Consider the following 19,839-nt stretch of genomic DNA (forward strand, 5'->3'; position numbering starts at 1 on the left):
TCTGCTCCGGGGCCTTCGGCGCGCAGGATCACGGTGTCGCCGTTGCCGGCGCCCAGGGTCATCAGGGACAGGATGCTCGAGGCGTCCATGGCCTCGTCTTCGGGGGTGCCGTCCAGGGCGATCGTGACCTCGACGTCCAGCTCGGCTGCTGCCTCGGCGAAGATCGCGGCGGGACGGGCGTGCAGGCCGGAGGCGCTGGCGACGACTGCGGTGCGTTCGGGCATGGGGTTCTCCTTCAGATGGTGATCGGTGAGGTTCGGGTGGAATCCCAGGGACTGCTAGAGACCGAGGTCGTCCAGGATCGGCAGCCGGGCGCGGACGGCGGCGCGGCCCTCCGGCGCGGTGGCGGCGTTCAGGGCCAGTGCGGCGAGCTCCTGGGCCTCGGCCAGTGTCACGCTCTTGAGCACTGTGCCGACGGCGGCCAGCGACCGCGCGGTCATGGAGAGCGTGTTCACGCCCAGACCGGTGAGCACGACGGCGAGTGCCGGGTCCGCGGCGGACTCACCGCAGACGCCCACGGCCTTGTCGCCAGCGGCCTTGGCGCCCTCGACGGTCAGCTGGACCAGTCGGAGAACGGCGGGCTGCCACGGGTCGTTGAGCCCGGCGAGCGGTCCGAGCATGCGGTCCGCGGCCATCGTGTACTGGGTCAGGTCATTCGTGCCCAGGGAGGCGAAGGCCACGTCCTTGAGCACGGTGCGCGCGGTCAGGGCCGCCGAGGGGACCTCGACCATGACGCCGGGGGTCTTCAGGCCCACGGCGGCGCAGAGCGAGGCGAAGTGCGCGGCCTCGGGCTGGGTGGCGATCATGGGCGCCATGACCCAGACCTCGGCGTCGGTGTCCACGGCGGCGACGGCGATCGCGGAGAGCTGGCGCTCCAGCACTCCCGGGGTGGTCCAGTCGGTGCGGTAGCCGCGCACGCCCAGGGCCGGGTTCGGTTCGGTGGTGTCGGTGAGGAACGGCAGGGGCTTGTCCGCGCCCGCGTCCAGGGTCCGGACCACGACCTTCTGGCCCGGGAAGGCGGCGAAAACGGCCCGGTAGGCGTCGGCCTGCTCGTTCACGGACGGCTCGGTGTCGCGCTCCAGGAAACAGAATTCGGTGCGGAACAGGCCCACACCCTGCGCGCCGAGAGCCGCGGCGGCCTCGGCGTCCTTGGCGTTGCCCACATTGGCGAGCAGCGGCACCAGGTGGCCGTCCGCCGTCGTGCCGGAGCCGTCGAAGGTGGCCAGGGTCGCGGCGCTGCTGGCCCACTTCGCGGCCGCTTCCCGCTCCTCGTCCCCGGGCTCCGGGACGATCAGTCCGGCCGCGCCGTCGACGTACACTTCGGTGCCCTCCGGGATCTCGTCGATCCCCTCGGCCGCGACCACGGCCGGCAGGCCCAGCGAGCGGGCGATGATGGCCGTGTGGGACTGGGGTCCACCGCCGGAGGTGGCGAGGGCCAGGACCACTGAAGTGTCCAGGGTGGCGGTGTCGGCCGGGGCCAGGTCCTCCGCCACCAGGATGAACGGGGTGGCCGAGGCCGGGATGCCGGGGGCGGGGACGCCGCGCAGCTGCGCGACCAGGCGGGCGCGCACATCCAGGACGTCCGTGGCCCGCTCGGCCATGTAGCCGCCCAGGGCCTTGAACTGTGCGGCGACGCCTTCGGCGGCCTCCCACACGGCCCGCTCGGCGCCGGTGCCGGCGGTGATCAGCTTGCCGGCGGCCTTGAGGAGCATGGTGTCCTTGGCCATCAGGGCGGTCGCCTCGAGCACGGCCTTGCCGTCCTCGCCGGCCCGTGAGGCGCGGTCACGGAGTTCGTCGTGCACCGCCAGGGCGGCTGCCTTCAGGCCCGCGATCACCTCCGCGGGATCCGCGCCCGGCGGCAGAGTCTCCCCGGTCTGAGGCTCCGCCAACGGCTCCGGCATGTGCTTGACGGTAGCGATGACGCGGCCCGGATTGACTCCGACTCCCTGGAACCCCATGGTGAAAACTCCGATCGACTCACACGGATCTTGTGCTGGCAACACTGTCGAAATACTAGTGGGCGGGCCTCAGGCCCGCCCACTAAAAGACGCTACTTCATACTTTGTTTCCACGCCTCATGACGTGCCAGGTGATGGGGCGATCGGCGGATCAGGAGCCAGGCGATCACCAGGATCACGAACCAGATCGGCGTCACCAGGAGGGCGATGAGCGTGTCCGGCTGAGTGGTCAGCGCCCAGATCAGGAACAGGAAGAACGCGAAGACCACGTACACCATCGCGACGCCGCCGGGCATCTTGTACTTGGAGGCCGCGGCCAGTTCGGGGCGCTTCTTCCGGTAGACCAGGTAGCTCAGCAGGATGATGCTCCAGACGAACATGAAGCAGACCGCGGAGACCGTGGTGACCATGTCGAACGCGGCGCCGATGTCCTTGCCCGCGTAGAGCAGCACGACGCCGGCGAGCAGCAGCACGCAGGAGAGGAACAGGGCGTTCTGGGGAACCTTCCGGCGGGAGAGCTTGCCGAAGACCGCCGGGGCGTCGCCGTCGCGGGCCAGGCCGAACACCATGCGCGAGGTGGAGTAGATGCCGGAGTTGGCGCTGGACATGGCGGAGGTCAGGACCACGAGGTTCACCACGGTGGCGGCGATGCCGAGGCCCGCCAGGGAGAACATGCCGATGAAGGGGCTGTGCCCGGCCTTGAACTCGGTCCAGGGGGTGACGGACATGAGGATGATGAGGGCGCCCACGTAGAAGAGCATCACGCGCACGGGGATGGCGTTGATGGCCTTGGGCAGGTTGTGCTCCGGGTTCTTGGTCTCGGCGGCCGCGGTGCCCACCAGCTCGATGCCCACGAAGGCGAAGACGGCGATCTGGAAGCCGGCCACGAAGCCCATGAACTCACGGGGGAAGAAGCCGCCGTGGCTCCACAGATTGGTGAAGCTCGCCTGGCCGGCCGGGGACTGGAAGCCCGTGAAGATCATGACCAGGCCCGTGACGATCAGCGCCACGATCGCGACGATCTTGATGAGCGCGAACCAGAACTCGGTCTCACCGAAGGCCTTCACCGTGGGCAGGTTCAGTGCCAGCAGGATGAGGATCGTGAGCACGCCGGGGATCCACAGGGGGATGCCGGGGATGAGCGTCTCCGCGTAGCCGGCGATCGCGATCACGTCGGCCACTCCGGTGACGACCCAGCAGAACCAGTAGGTCCATCCGGTGAAGAACCCGGCCCACGGGCCCAGGAGATCGCCGGCGAAGTCGCTGAACGACTTGTAGTTGAGGTTGGAGAGCAGCAGTTCGCCCATGGCGCGCATGACGAAGAACAGCATGAAGCCGATGATCATGTACACGAAGATGACGGACGGGCCGGCGACGGAGATGGTCTTGCCGCTGCCCATGAAGAGGCCGGTGCCGATGGCGCCGCCGATGGCCAGCAGCTGGATGTGCCGGTTGCTCAGCGCCCGGGCGAGGTGTGGTTCGCCGTCGCCTGAGGGCGTGGTTCCGGGAGTCCGGGTGACTGTGGTGGCCGGTTGCGGATTGATCATGCGGGGCCCTCTCGTTCGCAGTGCCTGGATGTGACCTGGCTGACATTTTGCCGCTCATAGCCTAGCGCGAAGGGGATTTCTCCGATGGGGACAGTTGTCGAATGCTTTCAGTCTCTGCGCGCCGATATGTCGAAGCGGGCAGGTCGCGGGCCGGAGTGCCTCCGGACGCATCCACCCTTGAACTTAGGGAACCTAACTGTTAGGATGCCTAAGTATGAACAGCGAATCAGATGCCGCTCTGGAGCTGGCCCGGACTTTCCGGGAGGCCCTCCGTCAGGCGGTCTACGTCACGCGCCGCCTGGATGTCGGGGAGACCGAGCTGACCGGCTCGCAACTGAGCCTTCTCACGCTGCTGTCCGACGGCGGCGCCAGGGTCAGCGACATCGCCCGCAACCTGGGCGTGCGCGCACCCACCGCGACGGAGCAGATCACCCGGCTGGAAGGCCGCGGCTACGTGCGGCGCGAAAGCGATCCCGAGGACTCGCGCGCCGTCGTCGTCCGGCTCACGGATGACGGCTGGGACGCAGTGACCCGCGTCAACCTGCGCCGCAACCGCGCCGTCGCCGCCGTGATCGAAGGGATGGAGCCGCGCGAGCGGGCGGCTCTGGAGTCCGCCATTCCTGTTCTGACCAGTATTTACGAACGTTTGCGTGGCGAGTGACCGGTGACCGCCGGAACCCGCCCACAGGAGAGAAGCGAGTAATGAACCAGCTGGATGAGACCATCCACGAGAGTCAAGAAGTCCTGGAAGAGGAGAAGGCGTCCTTCTTCCGCCAGCCGAAGGCCGTCTGGGCCACCGCCCTGGCGGCCGTGTTCTCCTTTATGGGGATCGGCCTGGTGGACCCCATCCTCCCGGCGATCGCGGAGAACCTGCAGGCCAGCCCCAGCCAGGTCTCTCTGCTCTTCACGAGCTACTTCCTGGTGACCGCCGTCGCCATGCTCATCACCGGCTTCGTCTCCTCGCGGATCGGCGGGAAGAAGACGCTGCTGATCGGGCTGGGCCTGATCGCGGTGTTCGCCTCCCTCTCCGGCCTGTCCGGCTCCGTGGAACAGCTCGTGGGCTTCCGCGCCGGCTGGGGACTCGGCAACGCGCTCTTCGTCGCGACCGCGCTCGCGGTGATCGTGGGTGTCGCCAGCGGTGGCTCCGGCGTGGCGATCATCCTCTATGAGGCCGCGCTGGGCCTGGGCATCTCGCTCGGCCCGCTCCTGGGCGCCCTGCTGGGCGGCTGGCAGTGGCGTGCCCCGTTCTTCGGCACCGCGTTCCTCATGGCCGCGGCGTTCATCGCCCTCTTCTTCATGCTGCCCACGCTGCCCAAGCCCGCGCAGAAGGTCCGCCTGCGGGATCCGATCCTGGCCCTCGGCCACGCGGGTCTGCGCACCACCGCCCTGGCCGGCCTGTTCTACAACTTCGGCTTCTTCACCATCCTGGCGTTCACCCCGTTCATCCTGCACATGGACGCCTATGGCATCGGCGCCGTGTTCTTCGGCTGGGGCGTCGCCCTGGCGATCTTCTCCATCTTCGTGGCTCCGATCATGCAGCGCCGCTTCGGCACCACGCGCAGCGTGATGATGGCGCTGACCGGCCTGCTGCTGGTGCTGGTGGGGCTCGGCCTGGCCGCCCTGGCGCACTCCGTGCCCACCGTGGTGGTGCTCGTGATCGTCTCCGGCGCGCTGCTCGGCATCAACAACACCCTGTTCACCGAGCTGGCCATGGAGGTGTCCGATTCGCCGCGCCCGGTGGCGTCCGCCGGGTACAACTTCGTGCGCTGGATGGGAGGCGCGCTGGCGCCGTTCATCGCCGCGCAGCTCGGCGAACACTTCGGCGCTCAGGTGCCGTTCTTCTTCGCCGCCGTGATCATGGTCCTGTCCCTGGTGGCCATCTTCACGGGCCGGAAGTACCTCAACGCCCACGAGCCGCACATCGTCTGAGGCTCTCCGCCTCCCGTTATCCTTCGCGAACCGCCAGTAGGCGCCCGTATTCCCCGTGAATAAGGGCGCCTACTGGCGTTTCGCGGGGGTGGGCGGCGTGACGACGGCGGGCGTGGTGGCGGCGGGCCGGTCGCCGTCGCCGCACCCCTCGCCGTCGTCGACCGTTGTCCGGGATGCCGGACAGCTTCGCGCGTGATCCGGTTCACAGTGCCGTGCGGCCGGAGTGCAATGGAGCGGAAGACCAGAGCGCAGGAAACTCACCCGGGAGCGTGACCATGGCGGCAGCCACACTCGAGATCCGATCCATCGACAGGGTCCCCAGCGGGGAGCGCCACGGCAGCCCGTGGAGCCAGTTCACCCTCTGGTTCGGGGCCAACGCCCAGATCACGGCGATCGTGGACGGAGCTCTGGCCGTGGTGTTCGGGGCCGATGCGTTCTGGGCCATCATCGGCCTGCTGGTCGGCAATCTCCTGGGCGGCGCGGTCATGGCGCTGCACTCGGCGCAGGGCCCCAGCCTGGGACTGCCCCAGATGATCTCCAGCCGCGCGCAGTTCGGGGTGTACGGCGCGATCATCCCGCTGGTGTTCGTGATCCTGATGTACATCGGATTCGCGGCCACCGGCACGGTGCTGTCCGGGCAGGCCATCAACCTCATCATCGGCTCTGACAACCGGGCCGTCGGCATCATCGTGTTCGGCGCGCTGACGGCCGTCCTCGCGATCATGGGCTACCGGTACATCCACGTCCTGGGGCGTGTGGCGACCGTGCTCGGCCTGGCGGGCTTCGCCTTCCTGACCGTGGTCATCCTGACCCGCTACGACATCTCCCAGGTCCTGTTCACCAAGCCGTTCGAGCTCAGCACCTTCCTGATCGCGGTCTCCGTCGCGGCGGGCTGGCAGCTGACCTTCGGCCCGTACGTCGCCGACTACTCCCGCTACCTGCCGGAGGAGACCAGCGCGAAGAAGACGTTCTGGTGCACCTTCGCCGGGTCCACGATCGGGGCGCAGTGGGCCATGACGCTGGGTGCCCTGGCCGGCGGGCTGTCCGCGGCCGGGCTGGGCGGCAGCTTCCTCAAAAACCAGGTGGGGTACATGGGTGACCTGGCGGGCGGCGGGCTGCTCGCCCTGGGCGTCTACATCATGATCGTCACGGGCAAGCTGACGGTGAACTGCCTCAACGCCTACGGCTCCTTCATGTGCTCCGCCACGATCTCCACGGCTTTCACCCGCCGGAACACGGTCCGCCCCGTGGTGCGCGCGGTGTCCGTCCTGGTGGTGATCGCGCTCAGTGTGATCGTGGCGCTGGTGGCCTCGGCCGACTTCCTGAACCTCTTCAAGAACTTCATCCTGCTGCTGCTCATGGTCTTCACCCCGTGGTCGGTCATCAACCTCATCGACTACTACAAGATCTCCGGTCACCGCGTGGACGTCGCTGCGCTGTACGACCCGGACGGCCGCTACGGCCGCTGGAACGTGGTGGCCCTGGTGTCCTACGCCGTGGGCATCCTGGTTCAGATCCCGTTCCTCTCCCAGGCGCTCTACACCGGACCCCTCACCGCCTACCTGGGCGGGACGGACATCTCCTGGATCGTGGGCATCGTGGTGACCGCCGCGGTGTACTGGCCGTGGGCGACGGCGGCGAAGCGCTCCGCGGATGCGAATAGGGAAGGTTAAGCTATCCTAATTCCGCACATGAATCGAGGGGCCTGAAACCCCAGCGGCCCACCGGAGCGTTCCGGAGGCGCCGCGCGACGGACGGCGGAGAACACATGGCCCTGACGAAACACGGCTGGGAGGGCGTGGTCCTCAAGGCTTTCGGCGCCAAGGACTTCCGGGTCCAGGTCACGGGCAGCCGCTGGGTCACGGAGGACTACCTCCGTGTGGACTTCACCGGCAAGGACCTCCTGGAGGCCAGCGGAACCCACCCCACCGCCTGGATCCGCGTCTGGTTCCCCGGCGGAGGCCGCGGCCATCAGCGGGCCTACACCCTGGTGGGCCCTGACCTGACGGCGGGCACCTTCAGCCTTGAATTCGCCATGCACCGGGGCCCGGCCGCCGACTGGGCGCGCGACGCCGCCCCGGGCGACGTCGTGGACGTCACCATCCAGGGCAGCAGGTTCCAGCTCCCGGGCACCGCGCCCCGGCGCGTCTACGCGATCGGCGACGCCGCCGCGATCCCGGGCCTCAACACCCTGCTGGACACGCTGGGCGAGACGCCCGCCGTCGTCTTCCTGGAGCGCCAGCACGACAGCGACGGCGGCATCCCCCTCCGTCTGCGCCCCCAGGACCAGCTGCGCTGGGTCCCCCGGGAAGACGGCGGGCAGCGGTTCGTGAACGAGGTCAGCGCGGCCTGGGCGTCCGGCGAACAGGCGCTGGACCCGGAGCAGGACTTCGTCTGGATCGCCTGCGAGACCTCCAGCTTCCGTCTCCTGAACAAGGAGCTCCGGGGAACCCACAGAATGGCCCGTGACCGGGTGGACGCCCTGGGGTACTGGCGGGCGTGAGCCTTTCGCACTGACCCCTCCACGGCCTGGGCCCACGCCTCCGCTCGGCATAGGATGAGGCACGGCGGGCCCGCGTGCAGGACACGGGACCCGGCCTCCAGGGGATGAGGAGCACGGCATGTCAATCGCCCAGCACGGACCCTCGGGCGTGGCCCAGGAGCCCACGCGCGACGTGAGCCCGGTGTGGATCACGGGTGTGGTCCTGGTCAACCTGGGGATCAACGCGGCCTTCTTCGCCCCGCTCCAGGTCCTGCTTGGACTGCAGGCCGCTCAGCTGGACCCGGGACAGAAGGAAGGCATCCTCGCCCTGGTGACCGGCTGCGGCGCGGCGGTGTCCCTCGTGGCCAACCCCGTCTTCGGGGCTTTCAGCGACCGGACCACCGGCCGGTTCGGGCGGCGCGTCCCCTGGGTGGTGGGCGGTGCGGTGATCGGGGCCCTGGCCCTGGTGGCCCTCGCCGGAGTGCCGAACGTGGCCCTCATGACCCTGGCCTGGTGCCTGGTGCAGGCCGGATGCAACGGCGCCTACGCGGCCATCACCGCGGCCATTCCGGACAAGGTGCCCACGGAGCAGCGCGCCACGGTGGGCGGGCTCGCGGCGATGGGTCAGACGGCCGGCATCCTGCTCGGCGCCGTGATCGCGGCCGTGGTCAGCGGCAATCTGTGGCTCGGCTACGGACTGGCCGCTCTGGCCCTGGTGCTCGGGGTGCTGCTGTTCGCATTCCGTTCCGGGGACGCGCCCCTCCCACGCGAGGCCGTGCCGCCCCTGAACTGGGGGAGGTTCCTGAAGGGCTTCATCACGCCGCTGTCCTCCGCGGACTTCCGCTGGGCCTGGATCACGCGACTGCTCGTGAACATCGGCAATCACATGATCACGCTGTACCTGCTCTTCTTCCTCACCGACGCCGTGCGCCTGCAGGAGACGGAGGGCATCCCCGCGGAGACCGGCGTGCTCATCCTGACCGGGCTGTACGCGATCTTCGTGATCATCACCAGCGTGATCGGCGGCCGGATCAGCGACCGGATGGGCCGGCGCAAGCCGCTCGTCATCATCTCCTCCGCCATCATCGCCGTCTCCGCCCTGATCCTCGCGTTCTCCCCCACCTGGGCCGGCGGTCTCGTGGGGGCCGCGGTGCTCGGCATCGGCTTCGGCGCGTACCTGGCCGTCGACTTCGCGCTCATCACCCAGGTCCTGCCCCACGCCGAGGAGCGCGGCAAGGACCTGGGAGTCATCAACATCGCCAACTCCCTGCCGCAGGTGATCGCGCCGGCCATCGCCTGGCCGTTCGTCACCCTCTGGGGCGGGTACCTCTCCCTCTACGTCGCCGCCGCCGTGATCGGGCTGCTCGGGGCGGTGTTCGTGGTGCGGATCAAAGGAGTGGACTAGCCGTGCCGGACCCCCGTCCTTCCAGGGGCCTCCCTCCGCATCCGGTGGGCGGCGGGATGCCCGTGCACCGCGAGACCCGGGAGATCACCCCGTTCGTGGGGGTGGTGGTCCAGGTCTCCGTGCGGAAGATCGCGGGAGGGCTGGGCGAACGGATCAGGGCGGGGCGTGGCCTGGATCCTGTGAACCGCTTCGCGTTCCGCGAAGGGCCGGGCCGGCTCCAGGGCTTCTCCGGCAAGTTCGCCAAGGCCCTGCACGCCGAGATCACGATGGGCGGCGGACCCGAGCGGCTCATCCTCCTGGCCCGCAGCCACAGCGGCTTCGCCGGGCTCTGCTATGTGCTGGCCGGGCTGCGGGCCTATCAGGGAAGGCAGTATCCGCAGGCCGTGGAGCTGCTGCGCCGCGGTCAGGAGACCCTGGTGGACGACTCCGCTCACCGCTTCATGCAGCGCCACCTGCTGGGTCTGATGGTGGAGGTCGAGCTCAGTGACGGGATCGCGGCCCGCATCCTCTACTCCGACGAGGCCCTGCACTACGCTGCCGCCCACGCCCTCCGGGAGGTCGGCGAACTGGAGGCCGCCGTCGTCGAGCTGGAGCAGGTGCCGCATTCACCGGCGAAGGCGCTCGCCCTCGCCCAGCTCGCGAGCCTGCACGAAGATTTCGAATCCGTCATCCGCCTCAGCGAGGGCGCCCGGAACGCGGACGAGCTGAGCGCGGCCCTCCTGCTGCTCCGGGCCCGGGCCCAGCGTCAGAGCGGCCGGCTGAAGGACGCCGACGAAACCCTCACCGAGGTCCTCCGCCGGAAGGGCACGGCCCTGCAGCTGCGCAATGCGGCCCTCACCGAGCGGGCTCTCCTGGTGCTCGACGCCGGGTGGAAGGCCCTGCCGCGCACCCGTCCCGGGCGGGTGGCGCCGAAGCCGCGGTCCGTGGAGCGGGACGCGCATCAGGAATGGAGCAAGGAGTTCCGCCGGCTCAAGCGCCGGAAGTGAGCCCCGAAGGCGCCGGAAGGGGCCTCTGAACTGCGGTTTCGTCATGGGTGGTTGACGTGCGGTGAGCCGATCGGCTTGAGTGGAAGGACCACGCGAACCGGGGAGGCGGCGCTGCGCATGAGTGACGAGTATGACCTGATCGTGTTGGGCGGGGGTCCCGTCGGTGAGAACGTGGCGGACCGCGCCGTCCAAGGTGGCCTCACGGCGGTGATCGTGGAGAGCGAGCTGGTCGGGGGAGAGTGTTCCTATTGGGCCTGCATGCCGTCGAAGGCCCTGCTCCGGTCCCCGCAGGCGCTGCGCGCCGCCCGGAAGGTGCCGGGCAGTGCCGAAGCCGTCACGGGCGACCTCGAGGTGCGCGCCGTTCTGGACCGGCGCGACTCCTTCACGAGCCATTGGGAGGACGACGGGCAGGTGTCCTGGCTGGACTCGGCCGGGATCGACCTGGTCCGCGGACACGGGCGGCTCAGTGGCGAGCGGCAGGTCACCGTCACGACGCCGGACGGCGAGGAGCGCACGCTCACGGCCCGTCACGCCGTCGTGCTGAGCACCGGCTCGGACGCCGCGGTCCCCGGGATCCCCGGCCTGCGCGAGGCGAAACCCTGGACCAGTCGCGAGGCCACCAGCGCTCAGGAGGTGCCGGAGTCCCTCGTGGTGGTGGGCGGCGGCGTGGTGGCCGTCGAGATGGCGACGGCGTACGCCGCCCTGGGCTCCGACGTCACGCTGCTCGCGCGGAGCGGGCTGCTCGGCTCGGTGGAGCCGTTCGCCGGTGAACTGGTGGCCGACGGTCTGAAGGACCTCGGCGTCGACGTCCGCACCGGGGTGAAGACTCTGTCCGTGGAGCGCGACCAGGCCGGCGTGACCGTCCGCACCGACGGCGGTGACGTGCGCGCCGCGGAGATCCTCGTGGCCACGGGCCGGAAGCCGCGCAGCGCCGACGTGGGCCTGGAGACGGTCGGGCTGGAACCGGGAGCCCCGGTCACGGTGGACGACACCCTGCGCGTGCCCGGGATCGACTGGCTCTACGCCGTGGGCGACGTGAACGGCCGGGTGCTCCTCACCCACCAGGGCAAGTACCAGGCGCGTGCCGCAGGGGACGTCATCGCCGCCCGCGCACGAGGCGAAGCGGTCGACGACGGCGCCTGGGGCCGGCACGCCGCCACGGCGGATCACGCCGCGGTGCCGCAGGTGATCTTCTCCGAGCCGGAGGTCGCCGCCGTGGGACTCACCGAGGCGGAGGCCCGTGAGGCCGGGCGTCGTGTCCGGGCCGTGGACGCGGAGTTCTCCTCGGTGGCCGGAGCGTCCCTGCACGAGGACGGCTACAGCGGGCGTGCCCGCATAGTGGTAGACGAGGACCGCGGGGTGCTCCTCGGGGTGACCCTGGTGGGGCCGGACGTGGCCGAGCTGATCCACGCCGCCGCCGTCGCGGTGGTGGGCGAGGTGCCCGTGAAGCGACTCTGGCACGCCGTTCCGACCTACCCCACCCTGAGCGAGGTCTGGCTCCGCCTGCTCGAGTCGTACGGGCGGCAATCCGCCTGAGCGGGCCGCTCCGAATAGTGTCAGAGGCTCACCGTAGTGTCGGAACGACACGGGAGAAGGAAGATCATGCACACCGAATCCGCAGGAAACAGCGCCCCGCGCGGGCACGGGTCCGCCCGCAGCGTGGCTGAGGCCCGGGGCGGCGCTCCCGCAGGCGCCCGGGGCGGGGAGCGTGCCGGACGATGATCGAATTCCGCTCCGTCTCCAAGACCTTCCCCGACGGCACGCTCGCCGTGGACGGTTTCAATCTCGTCATCCCTCCCCGTCAGACCACCGTGCTCGTCGGTTCCTCCGGATCGGGCAAGACCACGCTGCTCCGCATGATCAACCGCATGGTGGAACCCAGTGCGGGAAGCGTGGAGATCGACGGGGAGAGCGTCCTGGACCGTGACCCGGTGGCTCTGCGGCGCGGCATCGGCTACGTGATGCAGAACTCCGGTCTGATGCCCCACTTCACGGTGCTGGGCAACGTCGCCACCGTCATGCGGCTCAACGGGGCGTCCCGTGCGGACGCGCACGCCCGGGCCCGGGAGATGCTGGACACCGTGGGCCTCGCCCGGAATCTGGCGGACCGTTACCCGAGCCAGCTCTCCGGCGGACAGCAGCAGAGGGTGGGCGTGGCCCGTGGTCTCGCGGCGGACCCCAACATCCTGCTCATGGACGAGCCGTTCGGCGCCGTGGACCCGATCGTCCGTGCCGAACTCCAGCAGGAGCTGCTGCGCCTGCAATCCGAACTCGGCAAGACCGTGGTGTTCGTGACCCATGACATCGATGAGGCGTTCCTGCTCGGGGACCGGATCGTGATCCTCGGAGCCGGTGCGCAGATCGTTCAGGAAGGCACCCCGGAGGAGATCATCGCGAACCCGGCGGACGACTTCGTGGCGGCTTTCATCGGCGCGGACCGGGGCAAGCGCGCCCTGCGGCTGGTGGAGACCCCCGAAGGCACCGTGGTGGTCGACGCCACGGGGCGCGCCCAGGGTGCTCTGATCGCGGACGCGGTGGAGCCTGGTGCCCTGGACGGCGTCGTGCCGTCAGTGGCGCCGGCGGACGGGGCCGGCGGCTGACGTGACCTGGATCCTCGACAACCTGGGGCTGATCTTCAATCTGACCGTGGTGCATCTGCGGCAGAGCGTCATCGCGCTCGTCCTGGGCATCGTGGTGGCGGTCCCGCTGGGGCGTTTCGCCTGGCGGTACCGGTTGGTCCGCGGGCCCGTCATCCTGCTGACCGGGCTGCTCTACACGATCCCGTCGCTCGCGCTGCTGATCCTGCTGCCGGCGCTCTTCGGCTACCCGGCCACGAATGAGGCCAACCTCGTGACGGCACTGACCATCTACGCCGTGGCCATCCTGGTCCGTTCGGTGGCGGACGGGCTCGACGCCGTGGACCCGGACGTCAGGCGCGCCGCCACGGCCATGGGGTACGCCCCGGCCCGGCGGTTCTGGACGGTGGAACTGCCTCTGGCCGCTCCTGTCATCCTCGCCGGGGTGCGGGTGGCGGCCGTGAGCACCATCGCCTTGGCCACGGTGGGAACCCTGATCGGGGTCACCAATCTGGGCTATCTCTTCACCAACGGGCTGGACCGCCGGCTCATCGAAGAGGTGTTCGCCGGAGTCGCGGCGGTGGTGATCCTGGCGGTGCTCGTGGACGTGGTCCTGGTGCTCCTCGGGCGCCTGCTCATGCCCTGGCAGCGTGCCACGAACGGCCGGGCGAAGCGCTCGCGGACCGTGGAGCGGGCGGAGGTCTCCGCATGAACCTCTTCGCCGATGCGGTCCGTTGGCTGACCGATCCCGAGCAGTGGACCGGCACCTACGCGCTGCCCACCCTCCTCGGCCAGCACCTCCTGTACACGGTGCTTTCCGTGCTGATCGCCGCCGTCGTCGCCGTTCCGGCCGGCTGGCTCATCGGCCACACGGGCCGCGGCCGCGAGGTGGCCGTCGCGATCTCCGGCGCCGCCCGGGCGATCCCGTCCTTCGGTCTCCTCATCCTGCTGGTGCTGCTGTTCGGGGTGCTGCAGGTCCCGGCGGCCGCCCTGGTGACGTTCGTGCTGCTCGGCATCCCATCCCTGCTGGCCGGCGCGTACACCGGGATCGAGGCGATCGACCGCCGAGTGATCGACGCGGCCAAGGCCATGGGCATGACCCCATGGCAGGTGTTCTGGAAGGTGGAGTTCCGGCTCGGACTGCCCTTGCTCATCGGCGGTCTGCGTGCCGCCACACTCCAGGTCATCGCCACCGTCACGATCGCCGCCTACGTCAATCTGGGCGGCCTTGGCTGGCCCATCATCCAGGGCATCCCGCTGCGCCGTTTCGATCAGGTCCTGGCCGGCGCCCTGCTGGTGGCGGTCCTCGCCCTGATCGTCGATCTCCTGTTCGCCCTGGCCCAGCGCGCCGCCGTCCCCGCCGGGGTCCGCGCGTCCGGCGGCGGGCGCCAGGAGGCCGAACCCCGTGCGCGCCGTCGCACCGCATCCCGCGTCCGGCTGAACACCCCAGCCGCGTCCAGACAGCACGCAGAGTGAAACTCCGCGTGAGGAAGTGAAGAGAGGAACCACCATGTTCACTGCTCGCATCGCCAGGATCGCCGCCGCCGGCGCCGCGCTCGCCGTCACCCTCGCTCTCAGCGCCTGCGGTTCCAGCAATCCGCTGGATCAGCCCAGCACCGCGGGAGGCGGCTCCGGGGACAAGATCGTGGTCGGGTCACAGGCGTACTACTCGAACGAGATCATCGCCGAGATCTACGCCCAGGGCCTCGAAAAAGACGGCCAGAAGGTGGAACGCCGTTTCAACATCGGTCAGCGCGACGCCTACATGGGTGACGTGAAGTCCGGGGCGATCAGCCTGTTCCCCGAGTACACCGGAAACCTCCTGGAGTTCCTGCAGGGCAAGGCCGCCTCGACCAGCCCTGCCGACGTGTACGCCGAGTTGAAGAAGGCCCTGCCCAAGGGTCTCGTGGCGCTCGACTACGCCCAGGCCGCGGACCAGGACACCTACACGGTGACCAAGGCGACCGCCGACAAGTACGGCCTCCAGACCATCGGGGACCTGAGCAAGGTGCAGGGCAAGGTCACGATCGGCGGCGCTCCGGAGTTCGAGAAGCGTCCGTACGGCCCCGCTGCCGCGAAGACCCAGTACGGCGTGGATCTCGCCTTCTCCGCCACCGGTCCCACCACCCTGGACGCGCTGCGCGCCGGCACGGTACAGGTGGCGGACATCTACTCAGCGGATCCGGCCTTCGAGAAGGGCGACCTGGTCACGCTCAAGGATCCGAAGAACATGATCCTGTCCTCCAACGTGGTGCCGATCGCGAGCGAGGCCGTCTCGGGCAAGATCTCCAAGACGATCAACGCCATCAGCGCGAAGCTGACCACCGAGGAACTGGTGAAGCTCAACGTTCAGAGCACGGTGGACAAGCGCCAGCCGGCCGAGATCGCCACGGCCTGGCTCAAGGACAAGGGCCTGAGCTAGCTGATTCGGCGGGGACGCTCCGTGCAGGGGGTGGAGCGTCCCCGCCATCGAGATGTGCTGATGCCCGCGGCAGCGGGTCTGTGGAGAAGCGGGTCTGTGGAGAGGACGGTCGGGCCATGACGGCACGGCACGGTGGGAGCCCGGACCGGGACCGGCGGGTCATCGACTGGCTCCTGAGCGGTGACCCCGCACTGCGCTGGCAGGTCCAGCGCGATCTCCTGGACGCGCCCGAGTCGGTGTGGGAGGCCGAACGGGCGCGGATCGCGACCGAGGGCGCCGGAGCCAGGCTCCTCGCTCTGGCCGGGGAGGACGGCCAATGGGCCGGCGGGTCCTTCGTACCCGAGGGCTTCACCCGGGCGGACTGGAAGGCGGAGGGGCAGCCCTGGACCGCCACCACGTACAGCCTCACGCAGCTGCGCGAGTTCGGTCTGGACCCCTCCACCCCGCGGATCCGGGAGATCGTGGAACTCGTGGGCCGGAACTCCCGCTGGGACCATGACGGCCAGCGGTTCTGGGACGGCGAAGTGGACACCTGCATCAACGCCAGGACGCTCGCGGACGGCGTCTATTTCGGACTCGCACTTCCCGCCCTCGTCGAGTGGATGCTCGCCGAACAGCAGCCCGACGGCGGCTGGAACTGTGAGCGCGAGAACGGCTCCGTGCGCGCCTCCTTCGACACCACGATCAACGTGCTCGAAGCCCTCCTGGAACTGGAGCGGTCCGGTCAGGGGACGCCGGAGACCCGCCGGGTCCGTCACGACGGCGAGGAGTATCTCCTGGAGCGTGGCCTCTTCCGGCGGCGGACCACCGGCGAGCCAGCCGACCCCGGCTACCTGGAGCTCCGGTATCCCTGGCGGTGGCGTTACGACGTGCTCCGCGCCGCAGACCACCTGCGGGCCGCGTCCCTCCTGGACGGGACGGCGCCGGACCCGCGGATCGCTCCGGTGATCGAGCATCTGCGGAACCGCCGTCAGGACGACGGGCGGTGGCTCCTGAGCGAGGAACTCCGGGGGAGGGTCTGGTTCACCCTCGACGACGGCGCCGGTCTCCCGTCCCGCTGGGTCACGCTCCGGGCGCTGCGGGTCCTGCGCTGGTGGGACGCGGGGCAGCGCGCCTGAGGAGCGGCCCCGGTCCGTAGAGCCTGGCCGCAGAACCCGGCAGGGGGTCGAGACCCATTCCTGGGTCTCGACCCTCTGCCGTTCTAGCCCGGCCTACGGGTGCTTCTTGGGCTTCCTGATCAGGATGCAGAGGAGGGTCAACAGGCCGAGGAGTGCGCCACCTTGCAGGACCCACCGAGATGCTGCCATTCCTGCATCAAATGATCCCGAACCGTGTTCGGTGGAGAGCAGGGTGGTCATCAAGATTGCGACCCCCGCGAGTACCAAGGCCAGCGTGATGACCGCGCAGACTCGAATCGGAACACTGAACCTATTCCATGCTTTGAGCATCTGGTTCCTCCATTCACCGACTTATCGGCACCGGAGAGACCGCCGACCTACTTCCGGTATAAGACAGCGCTGTGGGCATTTTGAAGCATGTGACCTTGTCACGTCTGATATGAAATTGCGACTTGAGAAATGTTGGGCAATGGGTTTCTTTCGAGCCTCATAATTGACCGAAGAATGCCGCCGTCCACGTGGCCTTGCTTGGGTCGCCGAGATACTTGATCCCCATCGCCTGCGCTGGTGGGAGGCGGCGCGGGCCGCCTGAGGCGTGGGCCCGGTCCGTTGAGCCCGTTTACGGGGTCAGGACCGACCGCAGCCCGGTCCCGGCGGCCAGATCCTCCAGCGCGTCGGGTGCTTCGGAGAGGGGCCGGACCCGGTCGATCAGCTGCTCCAGGGGCAGCAGTCCGGCGAGGTGAAGGCGTGCCAGGCGGGGGATGTCCACCTGCGCCACGCTTGACCCGTAGTTGCAGCCCAGGATGCTCTTGCCCTGGTCCGCCAGGTCGAAGGGGTCGATGCTGGCCCGGGCGCCGATCCGGGTCATGCCGACCAGCACGGCCGCGCCGCCGGGAGCCAGCAGCCCGGGAAGAGTCTCGATGACCTTCTCGTTCCCGATCGCCTCGAACGCGAAATCCACTCCGCCGAAGTGGTCCGCGACGTAACCGGTCAGGTCCGTCTCGCGCGGGTCCAGGGTGACCGTGGCCCCCAGCTCCCGGGCCTTGGCGCGTTTCTCCTCGGAGAGGTCGACGGCGATGATCGGGTCCGCACCCGCCAGCCGGAGCCCCATCACCACGGACAGCCCGACGCCGCCGCAGCCGATCACGACGGCGGACGCTCCGGCGGGCACCCGGGCGGTGTTCAGCACGGCGCCCACACCGGTGGTCACCGAACAGCCGAGCAGCGCGCCGACCGTGAAGGGCAGCCGTTCGTCGACCTTGACCGCGGCCGACTCGGGCACGACGACCGTCGGGGTGAAGGTGCCGAGTCCGAGGTAGGGCCACAGCGGCTCGCCGTCGGCGTCCCGGAACGCGGTCGAGCCGTCCGGAAGGGTGTTGGACAGGGCGGTGGTTCCGGTGCACAGCCATCCCCGGCCGGCCGCGCAATTGGTGCAGCGGCCACAGGGGGCGAACCAGGACAGCACCACATGGTCCCCGGGCTGCACGGAGGTGACGCCGGGGCCCGTCTCCTCGACCACCCCGGCGGCCTCGTGACCCAGGACCAGGGGTTGCTCCGCGGGCCAGTCGCCGTTGACGATGTGCAGATCCGAGTGGCAGACGCCGGTGGCGCGGATGCCCACCCGGACCTGTCCGGGTCCGGGGGCCGCCACGGTGAGGGGCTCCTGCGAGACGCCGCGCCCGGCGCGGAAGGTGGTGGCTTCGGTCATGGTGATCTCCTGATCGGAACGATGCTGATGGACTCGCTGAAAAACTCAGCTGCTGAAGTGCTCGGCGGCCTGGAACAACCGGCTGCCTGGAACAACCGGCTGCGCGGAACCCTGCTATTCGGAACCCTGCCCGGACAGCTGTTCCTCGCTGCGGTGCCGTTCCTTCTCCTCCGCCGCGAGGTCGAGGCTGCGGCCCAGCAGCCAGTAGGCCACGGATGTCGTCGCGAGGCCGACCAGCCACGCGATGTCGACGTCGCCCAGCGCCGAGGCCACCGGCCCCACGAAGCTCCAGTCGCCGATGGTGGGCAGCACCATGAAGGGGATCTCGCTCAGGAGGCCGATGGCGAAGGCGGTCAGGCCGCGCCAGCCCCAGGCGCCGTAGATGCCTTTCGGGGTGAACAGATCCGCGATCGCGTAATGCCCACGGCGCACCACGAAGAAGTCGATCAGATTGGTGGCCGTCCACGGGACCAGGATGTAGAGCATCAGGGTCAGGGCCGAGAAGACGGTGGCCACGGAACCGGAGCTGATGGACGAGGCGACCAGGTACCAGAGCACCGCGAGCCCGAGGACGGTGATCACGCGGGCGGTGGTCTTCGGTTTGATCGGACGGATCGAGTCGACCGTGGTGAGGACGGTGAGCATCCCGCCGTAGGCGTTCATGCCCATGGTGGCCGTCAGGGCGAGTGCGGAGAGCAGCGCCGCCACGTTCCCGAGGTTCGGGAAGATCGTGTTGCCTGCGGTCTGGAGCCCGGCCAGGCCGTCGGTGGCCCCCAGGGCGATCGACAGCCAGGCGCCCAGCGAGATCAGCCAGATGGCCGAGGAGGAGGCGCCGAAGAAGACGGCGGCGATCACGGACCGGGCCGGGGTGTTCGTGGGGAGGTACCGCGAGTAGTCCGAGACGTACGGGGCGTAGGTGATGTTGTACGCGGCGCAGGCCGCGAACTGCGCCATGAAGGCGACCCAGGTGAAGCCGTAGTGCGAGGAATCCCAGGACCCGCCGGCCCCACCGCTGATGACGCCGATCGTGAGGACGGTCATGACGGGGAGCGAGACGTACAGCAGGACCCGGAAGGCCTTGTGCAGCCAGTCGTGGCCGAAGATCGCCAGTCCGGCGCCCGCCACCGTCGCCAGGATGGCGATCAGGGTGGGGTTCCAGCCGAAGGAGCTGTTCAGGCCTTCGCTCAGCAGCACCGTGTCCGCCACGTTGAAGGCGATGTATGTGAAGAGGGTGGCGATCAGGGGGACCACCACGCCGCGGTAGCCGAACTGCGCCCGGGACTGGATCAGCTGAGGCAGACCCATGGTGGGGCCCTGGGAGGCGTGGAAGGCCATGAAGACCGTCCCGACGGCGATTCCCAGGACGCTGGCCACCACGGTCCATCCGAGGGAGAGGCCCATGGACGGGCCGATGAAGCCGATGGGGATGGAGAAGTACTGGAAGTTGCCGAGGAACCACAGCGGCCCCTGGTGCCAGAGTTTGCCGTGGCGTTCGCTCTCCGGGACCCAGTCGATGGACCGGGCCTCGATGAGCCGGGCCGGGCTGCCGCTTTCGGAAGGGGTGGTGGTCATGGCATTCCTTCGAGGGGAGGGATCCCCGGAGCCGTGAGGTCCGGGAGAAGGGGGATGACGGCGGTTCGGACGGGACGGGTTGCCTTCCAGGCAACGAAAGTTTTCACCATGGTATGGCCTGGATCACATTTTAATC

At 69.3% G+C, this 19,839-nt stretch carries 18 protein-coding genes; 13 read left to right on the top strand and 5 right to left on the bottom strand.

Annotated elements, in window-relative coordinates:
- The 3 genes from AB4Y75_RS12280 to cycA all read right to left on the bottom strand — a co-directional run.
- The coding region (locus tag AB4Y75_RS12280) for an HPr family phosphocarrier protein (RefSeq protein ID WP_441436168.1) at window positions 1-224 on the bottom strand (224 nt) is incomplete at its 3' end.
- A gap of 54 nt (window positions 225-278) precedes the next feature.
- A complete protein-coding gene (gene ptsP / locus AB4Y75_RS12285) occupies window positions 279-1,958 on the bottom strand; it encodes a phosphoenolpyruvate--protein phosphotransferase (RefSeq protein ID WP_441436169.1) in 1,680 nt (559 codons plus the stop codon).
- Window positions 1,959-2,050: 92 nt separating this feature from the next.
- The gene (gene cycA, locus AB4Y75_RS12290; RefSeq protein ID WP_441436170.1) at window positions 2,051-3,505 is read right to left on the bottom strand and encodes a D-serine/D-alanine/glycine transporter; all 1,455 of its coding nucleotides are present in this window, start codon (window positions 3,503-3,505) and stop codon (window positions 2,051-2,053) included.
- 214 nt (window positions 3,506-3,719) lie between these two features.
- Here cycA and AB4Y75_RS12295 point away from each other — a divergent pair, with 214 nt between their 5' ends.
- From AB4Y75_RS12295 to AB4Y75_RS12355, 13 genes are all read left to right on the top strand, one after another.
- Window positions 3,720-4,166: a MarR family winged helix-turn-helix transcriptional regulator gene (locus AB4Y75_RS12295; protein ID WP_441436171.1), complete on the top strand. Its 447-nt coding sequence runs from the start codon at window positions 3,720-3,722 to the stop codon at window positions 4,164-4,166.
- Between the two features lie 41 nt (window positions 4,167-4,207).
- The gene (locus AB4Y75_RS12300; protein ID WP_441436172.1) at window positions 4,208-5,434 is read left to right on the top strand and encodes an MFS transporter; all 1,227 of its coding nucleotides are present in this window, start codon (window positions 4,208-4,210) and stop codon (window positions 5,432-5,434) included.
- Between the two features lie 55 nt (window positions 5,435-5,489).
- Window positions 5,490-5,630, top strand: a complete 141-nt coding sequence (locus AB4Y75_RS12305) for a hypothetical protein (RefSeq protein ID WP_441436173.1) — start codon at window positions 5,490-5,492, stop codon at window positions 5,628-5,630.
- Between the two features lie 79 nt (window positions 5,631-5,709).
- A complete protein-coding gene (locus AB4Y75_RS12310) occupies window positions 5,710-7,107 on the top strand; it encodes a purine-cytosine permease family protein (protein ID WP_441436174.1) in 1,398 nt (465 codons plus the stop codon).
- A 95-nt stretch (window positions 7,108-7,202) separates the two neighbouring features.
- Window positions 7,203-7,937 carry a siderophore-interacting protein gene (locus AB4Y75_RS12315; protein ID WP_441436175.1) on the top strand — a complete coding sequence of 245 codons (735 nt, stop codon included), beginning with the start codon at window positions 7,203-7,205 and terminating at the stop codon, window positions 7,935-7,937.
- Window positions 7,938-8,055: 118 nt separating this feature from the next.
- Entirely contained in the window at window positions 8,056-9,321 is a 1,266-nt protein-coding gene (locus tag AB4Y75_RS12320; RefSeq protein WP_441436176.1) for an MFS transporter, read from the top strand.
- A gap of 62 nt (window positions 9,322-9,383) precedes the next feature.
- Entirely contained in the window at window positions 9,384-10,307 is a 924-nt protein-coding gene (locus AB4Y75_RS12325; RefSeq protein ID WP_441436177.1) for a hypothetical protein, read from the top strand.
- A gap of 117 nt (window positions 10,308-10,424) precedes the next feature.
- Window positions 10,425-11,843: a dihydrolipoyl dehydrogenase family protein gene (locus AB4Y75_RS12330; RefSeq protein ID WP_441436178.1), complete on the top strand. Its 1,419-nt coding sequence runs from the start codon at window positions 10,425-10,427 to the stop codon at window positions 11,841-11,843.
- Window positions 11,844-12,025: 182 nt separating this feature from the next.
- On the top strand, window positions 12,026-12,907 hold the full coding sequence (locus AB4Y75_RS12335) for an ABC transporter ATP-binding protein (RefSeq protein WP_441436179.1): 882 nt from the start codon (window positions 12,026-12,028) through the stop codon (window positions 12,905-12,907).
- A gap of 1 nt (window position 12,908) precedes the next feature.
- Window positions 12,909-13,595 (top strand): ABC transporter permease, encoded by a 687-nt coding sequence (locus tag AB4Y75_RS12340; protein ID WP_441436180.1) that lies wholly within the window; start codon window positions 12,909-12,911, stop codon window positions 13,593-13,595.
- Window positions 13,592-14,359, top strand: a complete 768-nt coding sequence (locus AB4Y75_RS12345; protein ID WP_441436181.1) for an ABC transporter permease — start codon at window positions 13,592-13,594, stop codon at window positions 14,357-14,359. The genes AB4Y75_RS12340 and AB4Y75_RS12345 overlap by 4 nt, the downstream gene beginning before the upstream one ends.
- Before the next feature lie 34 nt (window positions 14,360-14,393).
- Window positions 14,394-15,305 (top strand): ABC transporter substrate-binding protein, encoded by a 912-nt coding sequence (locus AB4Y75_RS12350; protein ID WP_441436182.1) that lies wholly within the window; start codon window positions 14,394-14,396, stop codon window positions 15,303-15,305.
- 116 nt (window positions 15,306-15,421) lie between these two features.
- Window positions 15,422-16,423, top strand: coding sequence for a hypothetical protein (locus AB4Y75_RS12355; RefSeq protein WP_441436183.1), 1,002 nt, complete (start codon window positions 15,422-15,424; stop codon window positions 16,421-16,423).
- A 619-nt stretch (window positions 16,424-17,042) separates the two neighbouring features.
- Here the strand turns inward: AB4Y75_RS12355 and AB4Y75_RS12360 are convergent.
- Together AB4Y75_RS12360 and AB4Y75_RS12365 are read right to left on the bottom strand one after the other, a co-directional pair.
- Window positions 17,043-18,131: an alcohol dehydrogenase catalytic domain-containing protein gene (locus AB4Y75_RS12360; RefSeq protein WP_441436184.1), complete on the bottom strand. Its 1,089-nt coding sequence runs from the start codon at window positions 18,129-18,131 to the stop codon at window positions 17,043-17,045.
- A 114-nt stretch (window positions 18,132-18,245) separates the two neighbouring features.
- Window positions 18,246-19,703 carry a purine-cytosine permease family protein gene (locus AB4Y75_RS12365; RefSeq protein WP_441436185.1) on the bottom strand — a complete coding sequence of 486 codons (1,458 nt, stop codon included), beginning with the start codon at window positions 19,701-19,703 and terminating at the stop codon, window positions 18,246-18,248.
- Window positions 19,704-19,839 lie beyond the last annotated feature (136 nt).

The organism is Arthrobacter sp. RAF14 (assembly GCF_052114185.1).
GTDB lineage: Bacteria > Actinomycetota > Actinomycetes > Actinomycetales > Micrococcaceae > Arthrobacter_E.